Annotated in this window: 11 protein-coding genes; 3 read left to right on the top strand and 8 right to left on the bottom strand. The window is 70.7% G+C overall.

Annotated features, from left to right (window positions below; translation table 11 throughout):
* Positions 1-8 precede the first annotated feature (8 nt).
* Positions 9-668, bottom strand: a complete 660-nt coding sequence (locus AMK27_RS13525; RefSeq protein WP_073906291.1) for a histidine phosphatase family protein — start codon at positions 666-668, stop codon at positions 9-11.
* Between the two features lie 33 nt (positions 669-701).
* Positions 702-2,312 (bottom strand): ABC-F family ATP-binding cassette domain-containing protein, encoded by a 1,611-nt coding sequence (locus AMK27_RS13520; protein WP_073906289.1) that lies wholly within the window; start codon positions 2,310-2,312, stop codon positions 702-704.
* 91 nt (positions 2,313-2,403) lie between these two features.
* On the opposite strand from AMK27_RS13520, the gene AMK27_RS13515 reads away from it, so the two are divergent.
* Positions 2,404-3,033 (top strand): TetR/AcrR family transcriptional regulator, encoded by a 630-nt coding sequence (locus AMK27_RS13515; RefSeq protein ID WP_073906287.1) that lies wholly within the window; start codon positions 2,404-2,406, stop codon positions 3,031-3,033.
* A gap of 16 nt (positions 3,034-3,049) precedes the next feature.
* Here AMK27_RS13515 and AMK27_RS13510 read toward each other — a convergent pair whose 3' ends face one another.
* Both AMK27_RS13510 and AMK27_RS13505 read right to left on the bottom strand, forming a co-directional pair.
* Positions 3,050-3,655: a YdbC family protein gene (locus AMK27_RS13510; protein ID WP_073906285.1), complete on the bottom strand. Its 606-nt coding sequence runs from the start codon at positions 3,653-3,655 to the stop codon at positions 3,050-3,052.
* Positions 3,656-3,754: 99 nt separating this feature from the next.
* On the bottom strand, positions 3,755-4,585 hold the full coding sequence (locus AMK27_RS13505) for an arylamine N-acetyltransferase family protein (protein WP_241847484.1): 831 nt from the start codon (positions 4,583-4,585) through the stop codon (positions 3,755-3,757).
* Between the two features lie 142 nt (positions 4,586-4,727).
* Between AMK27_RS13505 and AMK27_RS13500 the strand changes: the two genes are divergently transcribed.
* Positions 4,728-5,258 carry a TerD family protein gene (locus AMK27_RS13500; protein WP_073906281.1) on the top strand — a complete coding sequence of 177 codons (531 nt, stop codon included), beginning with the start codon at positions 4,728-4,730 and terminating at the stop codon, positions 5,256-5,258.
* Between the two features lie 133 nt (positions 5,259-5,391).
* On the opposite strand, the gene AMK27_RS13495 is transcribed toward AMK27_RS13500, so the two are convergent.
* Complete coding sequence (locus AMK27_RS13495; RefSeq protein ID WP_073906279.1) at positions 5,392-8,286, bottom strand: vitamin B12-dependent ribonucleotide reductase; 2,895 nt, start codon at positions 8,284-8,286, stop codon at positions 5,392-5,394.
* 172 nt (positions 8,287-8,458) lie between these two features.
* Positions 8,459-8,968, bottom strand: coding sequence for a transcriptional regulator NrdR (gene nrdR, locus AMK27_RS13490; protein WP_073906277.1), 510 nt, complete (start codon positions 8,966-8,968; stop codon positions 8,459-8,461).
* Between the two features lie 433 nt (positions 8,969-9,401).
* On the opposite strand from nrdR, the gene lexA reads away from it, so the two are divergent.
* The gene (lexA, locus tag AMK27_RS13485) at positions 9,402-10,190 is read left to right on the top strand and encodes a transcriptional repressor LexA (RefSeq protein ID WP_073906275.1); all 789 of its coding nucleotides are present in this window, start codon (positions 9,402-9,404) and stop codon (positions 10,188-10,190) included.
* 106 nt (positions 10,191-10,296) lie between these two features.
* Here the strand turns inward: lexA and AMK27_RS13480 are convergent, their stop codons facing one another.
* Together AMK27_RS13480 and AMK27_RS13475 are read right to left on the bottom strand one after the other, a co-directional pair.
* The gene (locus tag AMK27_RS13480; RefSeq protein ID WP_073906273.1) at positions 10,297-12,270 is read right to left on the bottom strand and encodes an ATP-dependent DNA helicase; all 1,974 of its coding nucleotides are present in this window, start codon (positions 12,268-12,270) and stop codon (positions 10,297-10,299) included.
* A 49-nt stretch (positions 12,271-12,319) separates the two neighbouring features.
* The gene (locus AMK27_RS13475) at positions 12,320-14,266 is read right to left on the bottom strand and encodes an IucA/IucC family protein (protein ID WP_241847483.1); all 1,947 of its coding nucleotides are present in this window, start codon (positions 14,264-14,266) and stop codon (positions 12,320-12,322) included.
* Positions 14,267-14,308: the final 42 nt, after the last annotated feature.

Here is a 14,308-nt window from a genome sequence, read left to right as displayed (position 1 = left end):
CTGCCACTCTATCCGGTAGGGCCGTACGGTTCCGGGGTACGCCAGCGTTCGAACGGCCTGTCCAGTCGGTACCGCCCGTCCGCGTCGAGCAGGAGCATGCGGGTCTCGGCGTTGCCCGGATTCGACAGCGACTCGAAGTCCGCGACCGTCCAGTGGAACCAGCGCATGCAGAACAGCCGCATGGTCAGTCCGTGGGTGACGATCAGGACGTTGGGCGGATGGTCGGGCGCCTCGAAACTGCGGTAGAGGCTCTCCAGGAACGATCCGACCCGGTCGTACACGTCCGCCCCCGACTCACCCTGGGCGAAGCGGTAGAAGAAGTGCCCGTACGCGTCCCGGTAGGCCTTCTGCAGGCGTACGTCCTCCCGCTCCTGCCAATTGCCCCAGTCCTGTTCCCGCAGTCGGGGCTCCTCCCGCACCCTGACCTGCTCCGGAGGCAGCCGGAAGGCGCGGAGGGTCTCATGGGTGCGGCGGTACGGCGAGACGTAGACGCTCACCGCCTCGTCCCCGAACAGTTCCCGCAGCCGCTCCCCCGTCGCCTCCGCCTGTCGCCACCCGGTCTCCGTGAGCCGCAGGGCGTGGTCGGGCTCCCGTTCGTACACCGTGTCATCGACATTGCCCTCGGACTCTCCATGCCGTACGAGGACGATGCGCCGCGGTCGTGCCATACCTCGACCCTAGATCGCCCGCCCTGGGCGGGCTCAACCGAGGAGGCGTCCGGAGTCCATCCGGCGTATGTGCCCGGTGAAGCGATGGCGCAGCGCACGGTCGTGCGAGACCACCACCAGGGCTCCGGTCCACTGCTCCAGGGCCGCTTCCAGCTCTTCCACCAGCCCCAGGGCCAGGTGATTGCCCGGCTCGTCGAGCAGGAGGAGGTCGGCGGGCCTGGCCAGCAGGCGGGCGAGCGCCAGCCGGCGGAGCTGGCCCGCGGAGAGACCGCCGACCGGCACGGTGAGGTCGGCCGGGCGGAACAGTCCGTACGACAGGAGCAGTTCGGCCCGCTCGTCCTCGGCGAGGGCGAGTCCGCGTCCGAAGCAGGCCAGCAGCCGCTCCTCCGGGCGCCGGACCGTGATGTCCTGGGCCAGGTACCCGATCCGCCCGGCGCGCCGGACGTCCCCGGCGTCGGGGTCGACCGTCCCTGCCATGACCCGCAGCAGGGTGGACTTCCCCGCACCGTTTCCCCCGTGGACGAGCAGCCGCTCCCCCGCCCGCACGGTGAGCGTGTCCACCGAGAGACGGTCGGCGACCCGCACTCCGGTCAAGGTGACCAACGCTCCCTCGGCTCCGGCCGCCAGGGGCCGGGCCGAGAAGGAGAGGGGCTGAGGCGGCTCGGGGACGGGCTCCTCACGGAGTCGTCCCAGTCGCTCCCGGGCATTGCGGACACGCCCCGAGACCGAGGCCTGGACGCGGCCGGCCGCCCGGTCGAAGGCCATCTTGTTGTTGTCCTTCATCTCCCTCCCGGGTGCGACCCCGTGCGCCGTGGTCGCGACGTACACCTCCAGCCGCGCCGTCTCCTCGCACCACTCCTGGTAGGCCTCCTCCCAGCGGCGCCGAGCGGCCGCTCGTGCCGCTCGGTAGCCGGCGTATCCGTCTCCGTACCGCACGAGTGCACGCCGGTCGGCGTCCACCTCGACGATCGCGGTGGCGACGCGCTCCAGGAAGGTCCGGTCGTGGGAGACGACCACGACGGTCCCGCGGTGCGCGAGGAGGGCGCCCTCCAGCCAGTCGAGCGCCTGTGCGTCGAGGTGGTTGGTGGGTTCGTCGAGCAGGAGCACCTCGGGGCCGGCCGCGACCGCGCAGGCGATGCCGAGCCGGGCCAGCTCGCCGCCGGAGAGGCTGCCGAGTATCCGCTCGCGACCCGTACCGGCGAGGCCGAGTCCGTACAGCGCCTTGTCGACCCGGGCGTCCGCCTCGTATCCGCCGCGCAGTTCGTAGGCGGTGAGGAGCTCGCCGTAGGCGTCGAGCTCCTCCTCGTCCGCCGCGTCGAGTCGGGTTTCGAGTGCGCGCAGCCGCCGCTCCATGGCGCGGACCTCGGTGAGCGCGGCGTCGATCGCGTCGCCGACGGTGGCGCCGGGAGGCAGTCCGGGCGTCTGGGCGAGCATCCGCAGACCGCCGTCGGCGACGGTGACGACACCGCCCTCGTCGGGCTGCTCCGCCCCGGCGAGGAGACGCAGCAGAGTCGACTTCCCCGCGCCGTTCTCCCCCACGATCCCGATCCGCTCCCCGGGGCGCACGGAGAGCGAGACCTGGTCGAGGAGCAGTCGTTCGCCGCGGGACACGGTGACGTCGTGCAGTGAGATCTGAGTAGGCAAGGGCGCCTCCAAGAGTGGACGACAAACGCAACTTCGATTGCGTTAAGCCGAGTGTGGCAGACTCGGACCACTAACGCAACGGGAGTAGCAATTGAACGACTCGATCGAGGAGCCCCCGGCCCCGGCACCCGGCAGCGCGCGCCCCGGCGGCCGCACCGCCCGCACCCGGGCGGCCGTCCGCGACGCCGTCCTGACCGGCCTGACCGAGCACGGCTATCCCGCCCTGACCGTGGAGTACGTCGCGGAGCACTCGGGCGTCCACAAGACGACGCTCTACCGCCGTTGGGGCAGCGTCGAAGGCCTTCTCGCCGACGCGCTCGACCTGGCGAACGAGGACGCCTGGACGCCACCGGACACCGGGAGCCTCTCCGGAGATCTGCGCGCACTCGCGCACGAGGTCGTCGACGCCTTCGGCGATCCCGCAGGCGGCGCGGCCCCCACCGCGTTCATCGGAGCCGCGTTCCAGTCCCCGCGGGCGGCGGAGGCGCTGCACGCCTTCTACGCCGAGCGCTTCCGGCGCTGCGAGGTCGTCGTCACCCGGGCCGTCACCCGCGGTCAGGCACCACGGGGCACCGATCCGGGCGCGGTCGTCCGGGCGGTCTCCGCTCCCCTGTTCCTGCGCCTCTTCATCACCCGCGAACCGATCGACAGCGCGCTCGCGGACCAGGCGGCACGCGCGGTTCTGGCGGGGGTGGAGGCGGGCGCGTACGCCCCGGTATAGCCCTTTCCCGGCCCGCTCAGACCGTCCAGGCCGACTCGAGCTGCACCACGTCCCCGGCCAGTGCCGCCACGTCGGCCGCGGTCTTGGCCCGGAGTCCGAGCCGCTCGATCCGCTCCACCCGGTACTTCCCGTGCTCGGCGGCGGACTGCCACATCGACAGCACCAGGAACTCACTGCCCGGCGCCTCGCCGAACAGCCCCCGCAGCATGCCGGGGGACCCGGCCATCGCCGGGTTCCACACCTTCTCCTGCATCAGCGCGAAGTGCTCGGCGCGGTCCTCATGGACACGGCAGTGCGCCACCCTGGCCACGTCGGCGTCGGAGAACTTCGGCTCGAACCCGGTCTTCACGTCGAAGCGGTGGTCGAACAGCTTGACCTGGATGTCCTTGTACGTGCCCATCTGCGCGGCCGCCAGGCGATCATGCGAACGCGCCATGAACGAGTCGTAGAAGGCCCGGCTCTCCCAGAAGCCGAAGACATGGGCGACGTCCGGCCGAGCCCGGCTCCACCCGCCGCCCTGTCCCCGGAATCCCGGCTCACCGAGCAGCCCCGCCCATTTCCGCTGCCCCCGCTCGAACCCTCGACGGTCCATCACGGTGCAGCGAATCCACTTGACCAGCACCGCGCCATCGTACGGTCCCGGAGACCGCCCCGGCAGACCTTGGCAGACCCCGGCGGCCCCGGCAGACCCCGACGGCTCCGAAAGCCCCGGCAGGCCCCGTCAAGATCGCGCCGGATGTATGCGCTCGAGTCCCGTGCGCTCCTCGTCGTCCAGTTCGATCCCGAACCGGCTCTCCAGGGTCGCGATCAACTCGTCCGCGGGGACGACACGTTCCTCGACGACGCCGTCCGTCCGCACCGTCGACAGCCTGTCGCGCACCAGCGCCCGGCGCTCGTCCTCCCCGGGCCACTGCGCCACGACCTGCCCGAGGAAACGCGACTGCGGATGGCTGGAGCTGTAGTGGTTCATGACGGTGAAGTCACCGGGGTAGAGGGTCTGCGGGGAGAAAGCGTACAGATCGGCCCACCCCTGCGGGCGCAGGGACCGCAGGACATGGATGCCCTCGTCCTCCACGACGATCCCGAACGTCCAGCCGCTCTGCTCCACGCGCGCACCGTCCCGCAGGGGCACCGGCTCCAGCGGTCCCTGCCAGCCGAACCCCACGTCGGCGAGCCACTGTTCGCCCTCGACCGCCACGACGAGCAGCGCGTGCGTGACGGGCGGCAGCGCCGCGCCCCGTGAGCGGTTCCGCGCCCCGCGCGCCGTCACCGTGAAGCCGATCCGTTCGAGCGCGGCGGCGAACAGGGAGTTCTGCTCGTAGCAGTAGCCCCCGCGGCGCCGCTCGACGAGCTTGGCCTGCAGGCTCTTCAGATCCAGCGGCACCGGTCGCCCCAGTGCGACGTCGAGGTTCTCGAAGGGCACCGCTCGGACGTGCGCCCGGTGAAGGGCGGTCAGTGTCCGCAGATCGGGGACGAGTTCCCCGTCCCGTTCGGTGTCGTATCCGATTCGAGCCAGATATGCATCGAGATCCAGCTCCTCACCACTCCACAAACCGATCTCCCCCTCAACCCCCGGGCCCACTGTCGTAGCCCCATGACACCATGGGCAATCGGCCCACGACCAAGGGCTTTTGAGCGGGTGGGCGGTTCGACGCGAGGCGTGCGCGGGGGCGTACGCGGAGAGGGGAAGCACCATGAGCGGACTCAACAAAGGGGTGGGCCGGGTCGAGGTGACGCTCAAGTGGGACCCTGCCCCGAGCGGCGCGCCGGCCCACGACCTGGACATCGTCGCCGGCGTCTTCGACGCGGACGACCCGCACGGGGCCCCGGTCCAGCTGGTGCACTTCGGCAGCCGGTCCCCCGACGGCACGATCACGCTCCACCGGGACAGCCGTACGGGCCAGGGCTTCGGCTACGACGAGGCCATGACCCTGGAGCTCGACCGCCTGGCACCGCGGTACGCGCGCGTGGTGGTCGGCGTCGCCATACAGCAGGGCGGTGGACGGCGGTCCTTCGGTGACGTGGCGAACACGGGCATACGCGTCCGCGAGGGCTACACGGACCTGCTGGTCCACGACTTCGCCGATGTGCCGGACGCCCTCGCGGCGACGGTCGTGGAGTTCACCCGGGACGGCGCCGACGGCTGGTCGTACCGCCCGATCAGCCAGGGCTTCGACGCCGACCCCCAGGTGTTCGGCACCGTGCTGGGTTCCCTGCGCGCCTGAGGGCTCCGTACGCGCGGGAAGCCCGAAGCGCGCTCCCTGACACGGGCACGACTCCCGGACACGCCGAAGCTCTCGGGCACGGCAAAGGGGACCGGCACGAGGCCGGTCCCCTTCATGAAGCACCTACACGATGTCAGCTGCAGCCGCTGGTCGAGCCGCAGCCCTCGCAGATGTAGCAGGAGCCGGCGCGCTGCATCTTCGTCCCGCAGGAGAAGCAGAGCGGGGCGTCGGCACTGATGCCGAGCTGCATCTCGACGAGCTCGGCCGAGGTGTGCGCCTGCTTCGGGGCCGGGACCTCGATCTTCGGGGCCGGGGCCGCGACGGCCTTCAGCTCCTGGGCGCGGGGCGCGGACTGGGCCAGCGCCTCGACGTCGACCTCGTCCTCCACGGACTGCTCGTACGAGCCGGTGTCCAGGTGGCGCTGACGCTCCTCGGCCGAGTGGATGCCGAGCGCGGAGCGGGTCTCGAAGGGCAGGAAGTCCAGCGCCAGGCGGCGGAAGATGTAGTCGACGATCGACTGCGCCATCCGCACGTCCGGGTCGTCCGTCATGCCGGCCGGCTCGAAGCGCATGTTGGTGAACTTCGAGACGTACGTCTCCAGCGGGACGCCGTACTGCAGACCGACGGAGACGGCGATGGAGAAGGCGTCCATCATGCCGGCGAGCGTCGAACCCTGCTTGGACATCTTGAGGAAGACCTCGCCGAGACCGTCGTCCGGGTAGGAGTTGGCGGTCATGTAACCCTCGGCGCCGCCGACGGTGAAGGAGGTGGTGATCCCCGGGCGGCCCTTGGGCAGACGCTTGCGGACCGGGCGGTACTCGACGACCTTCTCGACGGCCTCGCGGATCGTCGCCTCGGTCTTCGCGGTGACCTCGGTCTTCTCCTCTTCCTTCTTCTTGGCGGAGAGGGGCTGGCCGACCTTGCAGTTGTCGCGGTAGATCGCGAGCGCCTTGACGCCCATCTTCCAGGCCTCGAAGTAGACCTCTTCGACGTCCTCGACCGTGGCCGTCTCCGGCAGGTTCACGGTCTTGGAGAGGGCGCCCGAGATCCACGGCTGGATGGCGGCCATCATGCGGACGTGACCCATCGCGGAGATGGAGCGCTCGCCCATGGCGCAGTCGAAGACCTCGTAGTGCTCGGTCTTCAGACCGGGGGCGTCGATCACGTTGCCGTTCTCGGCGATGTGGGCGACGATCGCCTCGATCTGCTCCTCCTGGTAGCCCAGGCGGCGCAGGGCCTGCGGGACGGTGCCGTTGACGATCTGCATCGAGCCGCCGCCGACGAGCTTCTTGAACTTGACCAGGGCGAGGTCGGGCTCGAGGCCGGTGGTGTCGCAGGACATCGCGAGACCGATGGTGCCGGTCGGGGCGATGACCGAGGCCTGGGCGTTGCGGAAGCCGTTCTTGGCGCCGAGGCGGATCACGTCCTGCCAGGCCTCCGTGGCGGCGGCCCAGATCGGCGAGTCCAGGTCGTCCACGCGGACGGCCTTGGTGTTCTCGTCGGCGTGCTGCTGCATGACGCGCTGGTGCGGCTCGGCGTTGCGGGCGTAGCCGTCGTACGCGCCGACGACCGCGGCGAGCTCGGCGGAGCGCCGGTACGAGGTACCGGTCATCAGGGAGGTGATGGCACCGGCGAGGGCGCGGCCGCCGTCGGAGTCGTACGCGTGGCCGGTCGCCATCAGCAGGGCGCCGAGGTTGGCGTAGCCGATGCCGAGCTGGCGGTAGGCGCGGGTGTTCTCGCCGATCTTCTCGGTGGGGAAGTCGGCGAAGCAGATGGAGATGTCCATCGCGGTGATGACGAGCTCGACGACCTTGGCGAAGCGCTCGACCTCGAAGGCCTGGTTGCCCTTGCCGTCGTCCTTGAGGAACTTCATCAGGTTCAGCGAGGCGAGGTTGCAGGACGTGTTGTCCAGGTGCATGTACTCGCTGCACGGGTTCGAGCCGTTGATACGGCCGGACTCGGGGCAGGTGTGCCAGTGGTTGATCGTGTCGTCGTACTGGATGCCCGGGTCGGCGCAGGCCCAGGCGGCCTCGGCCATCTTGCGGAAGAGCGACTTGGCGTCGACCTCCTCGATGACCTCGCCGGTCATCCGGGAGGTGAGGCCGAACTTCCCGCCGGACTCGACGGCCTTCATGAACGTGTCGTTCACGCGGACGGAGTTGTTGGCGTTCTGGTACTGGACGGACGTGATGTCGTCGCCGCCCAGGTCCATGTCGAAGCCCGCGTCACGGAGGGCGCGGATCTTCTCCTCCTCCTTGACCTTGGTCTCGATGAAGTCCTCGATGTCGGGGTGGTCGACGTCGAGGATGACCATCTTGGCCGCGCGGCGGGTCGCGCCGCCCGACTTGATCGTTCCGGCGGAGGCGTCGGCGCCCCGCATGAACGAGACCGGGCCGGAGGCGTTGCCGCCGGAGGAGAGCAGCTCCTTGGAGGAGCGGATGCGGGAGAGGTTCAGGCCGGCGCCGGAGCCGCCCTTGAAGATCATGCCCTCTTCCTTGTACCAGTCGAGGATGGACTCCATGGAGTCGTCGACGGCCAGGATGAAGCAGGCGGAGACCTGCTGGGGCTGCGGCGTGCCGACGTTGAACCAGACCGGCGAGTTGAAGCTGAAGATCTGGTGCAGGAGGGCGTACGCCAGCTCGTGCTCGAAGATCTCGGTGTCGGCGGGCGAGGCGAAGTAGCCGTACTCCTCGCCGGCCTTCGTGTACGTCTTCACGATCCGGTCGATGAGCTGCTTGAGACCGGTCTCGCGCTGCGGGGTGCCGACGGCCCCCCGGAAGTACTTGCTGGTGACGATGTTGACCGCGTTCACCGACCAGAAGTCGGGGAACTCGACGCCACGCTGCTCGAAGTTGATCGAGCCGTCGCGCCAGTTGGTCATGACGACGTCACGGCGCTCCCACGCCACCTCGTCGTACGGATGCACGCCGGGGGTGGTGTGGATGCGCTCGATACGCAGGCCCTTGCTCGTCGCCTTCGCTCCCTTGGAACGAGAACCACGTGCCGGACCGCTCGCCGTCTCTGTCATGCCGCCTCCCATATACGGGCAAAACACACTTTGGCGCCCAGATAGTCCCAGGGCACCGTCTTCTGTACGTCGTTCTGTACTGCTGCCACAAGCGCCGCGGGGGTCGCTCGGGGCACGTCTGCAGGGCCGCACGGCGGCCGGTCGCCGGGCCTGCGTGGGCCCGGCCCGCCGATCAGTCGGCGGCGGTGGCGGGAACGGGGACCTCGGGGGTCACACCGGTCCCGTCGTTCTCAGCGGGAGGCCGCACGCGGAGTTCCGCGATGGCGGCCTCGAAGTCTTCGAGGCTGTCGAAGGCCTTGTACACGGACGCGAAGCGCAGGTACGCGACGAGGTCGAGCTCCTGCAGGGGGCCGAGGATGGCCAGGCCCACGTCGTGGGTGGTCAGCTCGGCGCTGCCGGTGGCGCGCACCGCCTCCTCGACCCGCTGGCCGAGCTTGGCGAGGGCGTCCTCGGTGACCGGTCGCCCCTGGCACGCCTTGCGCACGCCGGAGATGACCTTGTTGCGGCTGAAGGGCTCGGTGACGCCGGAGCGCTTCACCACCATGAGCGAGCAGGTCTCCACCGTCGTGAAACGACGGGAGCAGTCGGGGCACTGGCGACGACGCCGGATCGACGTCCCGTCGTCGGTGGTGCGACTGTCGACGACGCGGCTGTCGGGGTGCCTGCAGAAGGGGCAGTGCATTGGTTTCGACCCTTCTCACGGCACGACTGACAAGCCTCACCGGCCCGTCAAGGCCCTGCGAAGCGACCACCAGCATAGGCGATGCGCGCGGCCCCGGCAGACCGGGGACCACTACCCCTGGGTGGCCGATGCCATCCAACCACTAGATCTTGGGTTGGCGGCGATTCCGGACGTTCCGCGTGTCGCGAGGCGTCCGCTCCCGCGATTCAGCCCTTCCGAATGCGACACTGGGAGGGTGCACCGCGCGCGGCCCAGCCGCGAAGGCTACCGTGACGTCCGCGTCAGGGCGGCGGCGCGAGAGCGTACATACACCCGCATGCGTATACGCGTAAGGCAATCTGCGAATTTTCACTCGAACGTGTGTTTGGCGCAACCTTTCGAAAGCCACTACCGTTGTGCCAGCCAGGGAGACCATTCGAGAGGGGCCGCCGACGTGACCACCACCGCAGACAGTGCCGCCATCACCGCCCAGGACCGCTCCCAGGGCCGACTCGAGCCGGTGCACGCCATGAACGACACAAGCATGAACGGTGAGGAGCCCGGGCGACCTGCCCGCGCCCTCCCCGGGCGACCTCCAGGCATCCGAGCCGACAGCTCCGGTCTCACCGACCGGCAGCGCAGGGTCATCGAAGTCATCCGCGACTCGGTCCAGCGGCGCGGCTACCCGCCGTCGATGCGCGAGATCGGCCAGGCCGTCGGCCTGTCCAGCACGTCCTCGGTGGCGCACCAGCTCATGGCGCTGGAGCGCAAGGGCTTCCTGCGCCGGGACCCGCACCGCCCCCGGGCGTACGAGGTGCGCGGCTCCGACCAGCCGAGCACCCAGCCGACGGACACCACGGGCAAGCCCGCCGCGTCGTACGTACCGCTGGTCGGCCGGATCGCGGCCGGTGGCCCGATCCTCGCCGAGGAGTCCGTCGAGGACGTCTTCCCCCTCCCCCGGCAGCTGGTCGGCGACGGCGAGCTGTTCGTCCTCAAGGTCGTCGGCGACTCGATGATCGAGGCCGCCATCTGTGACGGCGACTGGGTCACCGTCCGCCGTCAGCCCGTCGCGGAGAACGGCGACATCGTCGCGGCGATGCTGGACGGCGAGGCCACGGTCAAGCGCTTCAAGCGCGAGGACGGTCACGTCTGGCTGCTCCCGCACAACGCGGCGTACCAGCCCATCCCCGGTGACGAAGCGACCATCCTCGGGAAGGTCGTGGCGGTGCTTCGGCGGGTCTGACCCAGCCCGCCGGCTCTGACCGGGCCCCGGGACCCACTGCGCCGGTCCCGGGGCCCTGCCGTGTCCTGCCGAGCCCCGGTGCGCCGGGGATCGGCAGGGTGGGACCTCAGGCATCCGCCGCCTTCGAGGCGGCATCGATGGCCGCCAGCGACTTCCGCACCTGGTTGCGGTCGGTCGTGTACCAGAAGTCGGGCAGCGAGGCCTTCAGATAGCTGCCGTACCGTGCCGTCGCCAACCGGGGGTCGAGAACCGCCACGACACCCCGATCCCCCGTGGCCCGTACGAGCCGACCCGCGCCCTGCGCCATGAGCAGGGCGGCGTGGGTCGCCGCGACCGCCATGAAGCCGTTGCCCCCGGCCTCCTCGACGGCCTTCTGCCGGGCGCTCATCAGCGGATCGTCCGGGCGCGGGAACGGGATCTTGTCCATGACGACCAGCTGGCAGCTGGCCCCCGGGACGTCCACGCCCTGCCAGAGCGACAGCGTGCCGAAAAGACAGGTCTTCGGATCGGCCGCGAAGTTCTTGATCAGCTCGCCGAGGGTGTCCTCACCCTGGAGCAGGATCGGGAGCTCCGGGACCCGGACCCGCAGCTCCTCCGCCGCCTGCTGCGCCGCGCGCATCGAGGAGAACAGACCCAGGGTCCGCCCGCCGGCCGCCTGCATCAGCTCGGTCAGCTCGTCGAGCATGTCGCCTCGGTCCCCGTCCCGCGCGGGACGGGAGAGGTGCTTCGCGACGTAGAGAATGCCCTGCCGGGGGTAGTCGAACGGGGAGCCGACGTCGAGCCCCTTCCAGACCGGCAGGTCGTCACCCGTGGTGCCCTCCGGAGCGAGCCCCAGCGACGCACCGACGCCGTTGAAGTCGCCGCCCAGCTTGAGCGTCGCCGAGGCCAGCACCACGGACCGCTCCGTGAACAGCTTCTCGCGCAGCAGACCCGAGACGGTGAGCGGCGCGACCCGCACCGAGGCTCCGAAACGGTCGTGCCGCTCGTACCAGACGACGTCGTACTCCGAGCCTTGGGTGATCCGCTCCGCCACACCGTGGACGGTCTCCACGGAGGCCATGGCCTGCTTCCGCACCGCGTCCTCGTCCTGCACGGACCGGTCGCGGGTGGAGCCCAGCGCCGTGATCACGGCGCGGGCGGCGTCGCGCAGCGCCATCAGGGCGTACGCGAGGTCCTCCGGGATCTCCTCCAGACGGCCCGGCAGGGCCAGCTCCATGACCCGCTCGAAGCCCTCGGCCGCGGTCTGCAGCTGGTCGGCGACCTTCTCGTCGACCAGCTTCGAGGACCGCCGCACGGCGCGGTTGACCTGGCCGGGGGTGAGCTCGCCCGTGGCGACCCCGGTGACCCGGGAGACCAGCTCGTGGGCCTCGTCGACGATCAGGACCTCGTGCTGCGGGAGCACCGGGGCACCCTCGATGGCGTCGATCGCGAGGAGGGCGTGGTTGGTGACGACGACATCGGCGAGCTTGGCCCGCTCGCGGGCCGACTCGGCGAAGCACTCGGGGCCGTAGGCGCACTTGCTCGCGCCGAGGCATTCGCGGGAGGAGACCGAGACCTGGGCCCAGGCCTTGTCGGAGACACCGGGCGTCAGGTCGTCCCGGTCGCCGGTCTCCGTCTCGTCCGACCAGTCCCGGAGCCGCATCAGGTCCTGGCCCAGCTTGCTGCTGGGCGCGGCCGCCTCGAACGGGTCGAAGAGGCCCTCCTCCTCGTCCTGCGGGACCCCTTCGTGGAGCCGGTGCAGACAGAGGTAGTTCGAGCGGCCCTTGAGCATGGCGAACTGGGGGCGGCGGCGCAGCTGCGGATGCAGCGCGTCGACCGTGCGCGGGAGGTCACGCTCGACGAGCTGGCGCTGGAGCGCCAGGGTGGCCGTGGCCACCACCACCCGCTCGCCCTGGGCCAGCGCCGGCACCAGGTAGCCGAGCGACTTGCCCGTGCCGGTGCCGGCCTGGACGAGGAGGTGGGAGTTGTCGTCGATGGCCTCGGCCACGGCCTCGGCCATGGTGACCTGGCCGGGCCGCTCCGTGCCGCCGACGGCGGTGACGGCGGCGTGGAGGAGGTCGGGGAGGGATGGCTTCGTCATAGCCCGTCCAGCCTACGGGGCGCCACTGACAGCGAGGCACGCGCGCGCGTCACGCGAGCGGGTTGGGCACGGTGCCGTGGACGGCCGCATGGGGCCGCTCGGGGCGGTCCCGGTAGCCGTCCAGGTGCAGACGGTTGCGGTTGAGGCAGAGCCGCTCGATCCGGGGGGTGAGGAGGTCGAAGAGCTCGAACCGTTCCTTCAGCTCGGGGAAGCGCGCCTGGTGACGCAGGATCTCCGCGCGAACGAGGGACCAGAAGTCCGCCTCCGGCACATCGAGTTGCTCCTCGCAGAGCGGTGCCAGATAGCGGAAGACGCCGACGAAGAGCCCCGAATGGATGAACTGGACGAGGAAGTCGGGCTCCTCGGTCAGCAGGACGGCGCGCACGTCGTCCGGCAGGGTGTCGTGCTCGGGGAGCGGCTGGGCGCTGATGTTCACGTCGTCGACGAAGTCCTTGATCGCCAGGCGTACGGGGACGTCCTCCCCGTCGTAGACGACGATGGCGTTCTCGCCGTGCGGGGAGAAGACCGTGCCGTAGCGGTAGAGGAAGTGCAGCAGCGGGGGCAGCAGCGCGGCGAAGAGGTGCTGCAGCCAGACGGCCGGAGCGAGTCCGGAGCGCTCGACGAGTTCGGCGACGAAGGCCCGTCCCTGCGGGTCGGTGTGCAGGAGGGAGGCGAGGGTGCGGGCCCGCTCGCCCGGGGGCAGGCGCAGCGGTTCGCGCCAGATGGCTCCGAGGAGTTCCTTGTACTGGTACGGGACTTCGGGCAGCCGGTCGTACAGGGGGTGCTCGACGGTGACGGAGGCGACCTCGCCGAGGAGGATCACCCCGCATTCGTCCCGCAGAAAGGGGTCGGCCTCGCGGAGGCCGTGGACCCAGGCGGTGACGGCCGGGGCGGCGAGGGTACGTTCGGTGGGCAGACCGCGCCAGACGAGGGTGTTGAGCACGGACAGCGGGAGTTTGACGGTGTGCCGGTCGGGACGGCTGGTGTTGAGGAAGGTGCGGACCGACTGCTGCGGCAGCCGGAGGTCTCCGTCCGCGGAGAGCGGGACGACGGTCCCGGCGGCGATGGCCGGGGCGTAGAGCGGAAGCAGGATCTCGTCCCACTGCCAAGGGTGCACGGGCAGCAGGAGATAGCCGTCGGGTTCGTGTCCTCGGGCGGTCAGTTCGGCGCGGAACGCGGCGTGGACCCCGGGGTCGAGTTCCTGGGCGTAGAGGCGGTCGGGGGTGGAGAGCCCGGACACGCCCCGGTAGGCGGCCAGGCGGTTGCTGACGGCGATCCACGGCAGCCGGGTGGCGCGGCGGGCCTCCGGTGCCCAGAGGGCGGCGTCGGTAGCGGAGAAACCGATGCGGCCCTTGTTGAGGACGAGCCAGGGGTGGCCGGTCTGGTGCCCTTCGAGCTCGGCGTAGGAGAGGTCGGCGAGCCGCGCGGCGGAGAGGGCGGTGTGGTCGAGGCGGGCGTCGGCGGCGAGGGTGGCGGAGAGCTCGCGGATGAGGTGGCCGAGGGTGGCGCCGTCGAGCTGGAGGAGGCGGCGGGCGCGGACCAGGAAGTCGAGGGCGTCGGTCATGGGCCGGCCCTCGTGGGTGATCGAGTCGGCGGCGACGGACCAGCTGCCGTAGGCGCCTCGGCGGGCGCGGAAGGCGAGGGTGGTGCCGTCGTCGAGCCGCAGGGTGTGGAGGTCCCGTTCGTTCTCCACGGGAGCGGGTTCGACGATCTCCTCGTAGGCGAACTCGGCAAGGGCCTTGGCGAGGAGCCGGGAGGAGGCCCTGGTCCAGGCGGCGGCGTTCAGCTCGGGCGGTGACAGGAGTTCGGGGGGCGCGGGCAGGGCGGGAGCCGGCGTCAGTGCGGCGGCGGAGGCTGGCGTGGGAGCCGACGCCGGTTCGACGGCGGGCGGCGTCGGTGCGACGGCGGGTGCCGGCACCGGTGCGGCCCCGGCGACAGGGGCGGGAGCTGTGGTGGCGGGGGTGGGCTGTGCGGAGTCGTGGGGTGCAGGGGACATCGACACGAGGACTCCTCGGAGTGGGAACCGCTGTGGGTCGAG

Origin of the sequence: Streptomyces sp. CB02009, assembly GCF_001905825.1 — a bacterium.
Lineage (GTDB): Bacteria > Actinomycetota > Actinomycetes > Streptomycetales > Streptomycetaceae > Streptomyces.
Note: the sequence above shows the minus strand (reverse complement) of the source record. Positions and strands in the feature narration are given on the sequence as shown.

Excerpts from the sequence above, each read along its gene's own strand:
- AMK27_RS13525 (WP_073906291.1), bottom strand. The coding sequence starts at position 668 with ATGGCACGACCGCGGCGCATCGTCCTCGTACGGCATGGAGAGTCCGAG.
- AMK27_RS13480 (WP_073906273.1), bottom strand. The coding sequence starts at position 12,270 with ATGACGAAGCCATCCCTCCCCGACCTCCTCCACGCCGCCGTCACCGCC.
- nrdR (WP_073906277.1), bottom strand. The coding sequence starts at position 8,968 with ATGCACTGCCCCTTCTGCAGGCACCCCGACAGCCGCGTCGTCGACAGT.
- AMK27_RS13500 (WP_073906281.1), top strand. The coding sequence starts at position 4,728 with ATGAGCGGACTCAACAAAGGGGTGGGCCGGGTCGAGGTGACGCTCAAG.
- AMK27_RS13495 (WP_073906279.1), bottom strand. The coding sequence starts at position 8,286 with ATGACAGAGACGGCGAGCGGTCCGGCACGTGGTTCTCGTTCCAAGGGA.
- AMK27_RS13475 (WP_241847483.1), bottom strand. The coding sequence starts at position 14,266 with ATGTCCCCTGCACCCCACGACTCCGCACAGCCCACCCCCGCCACCACA.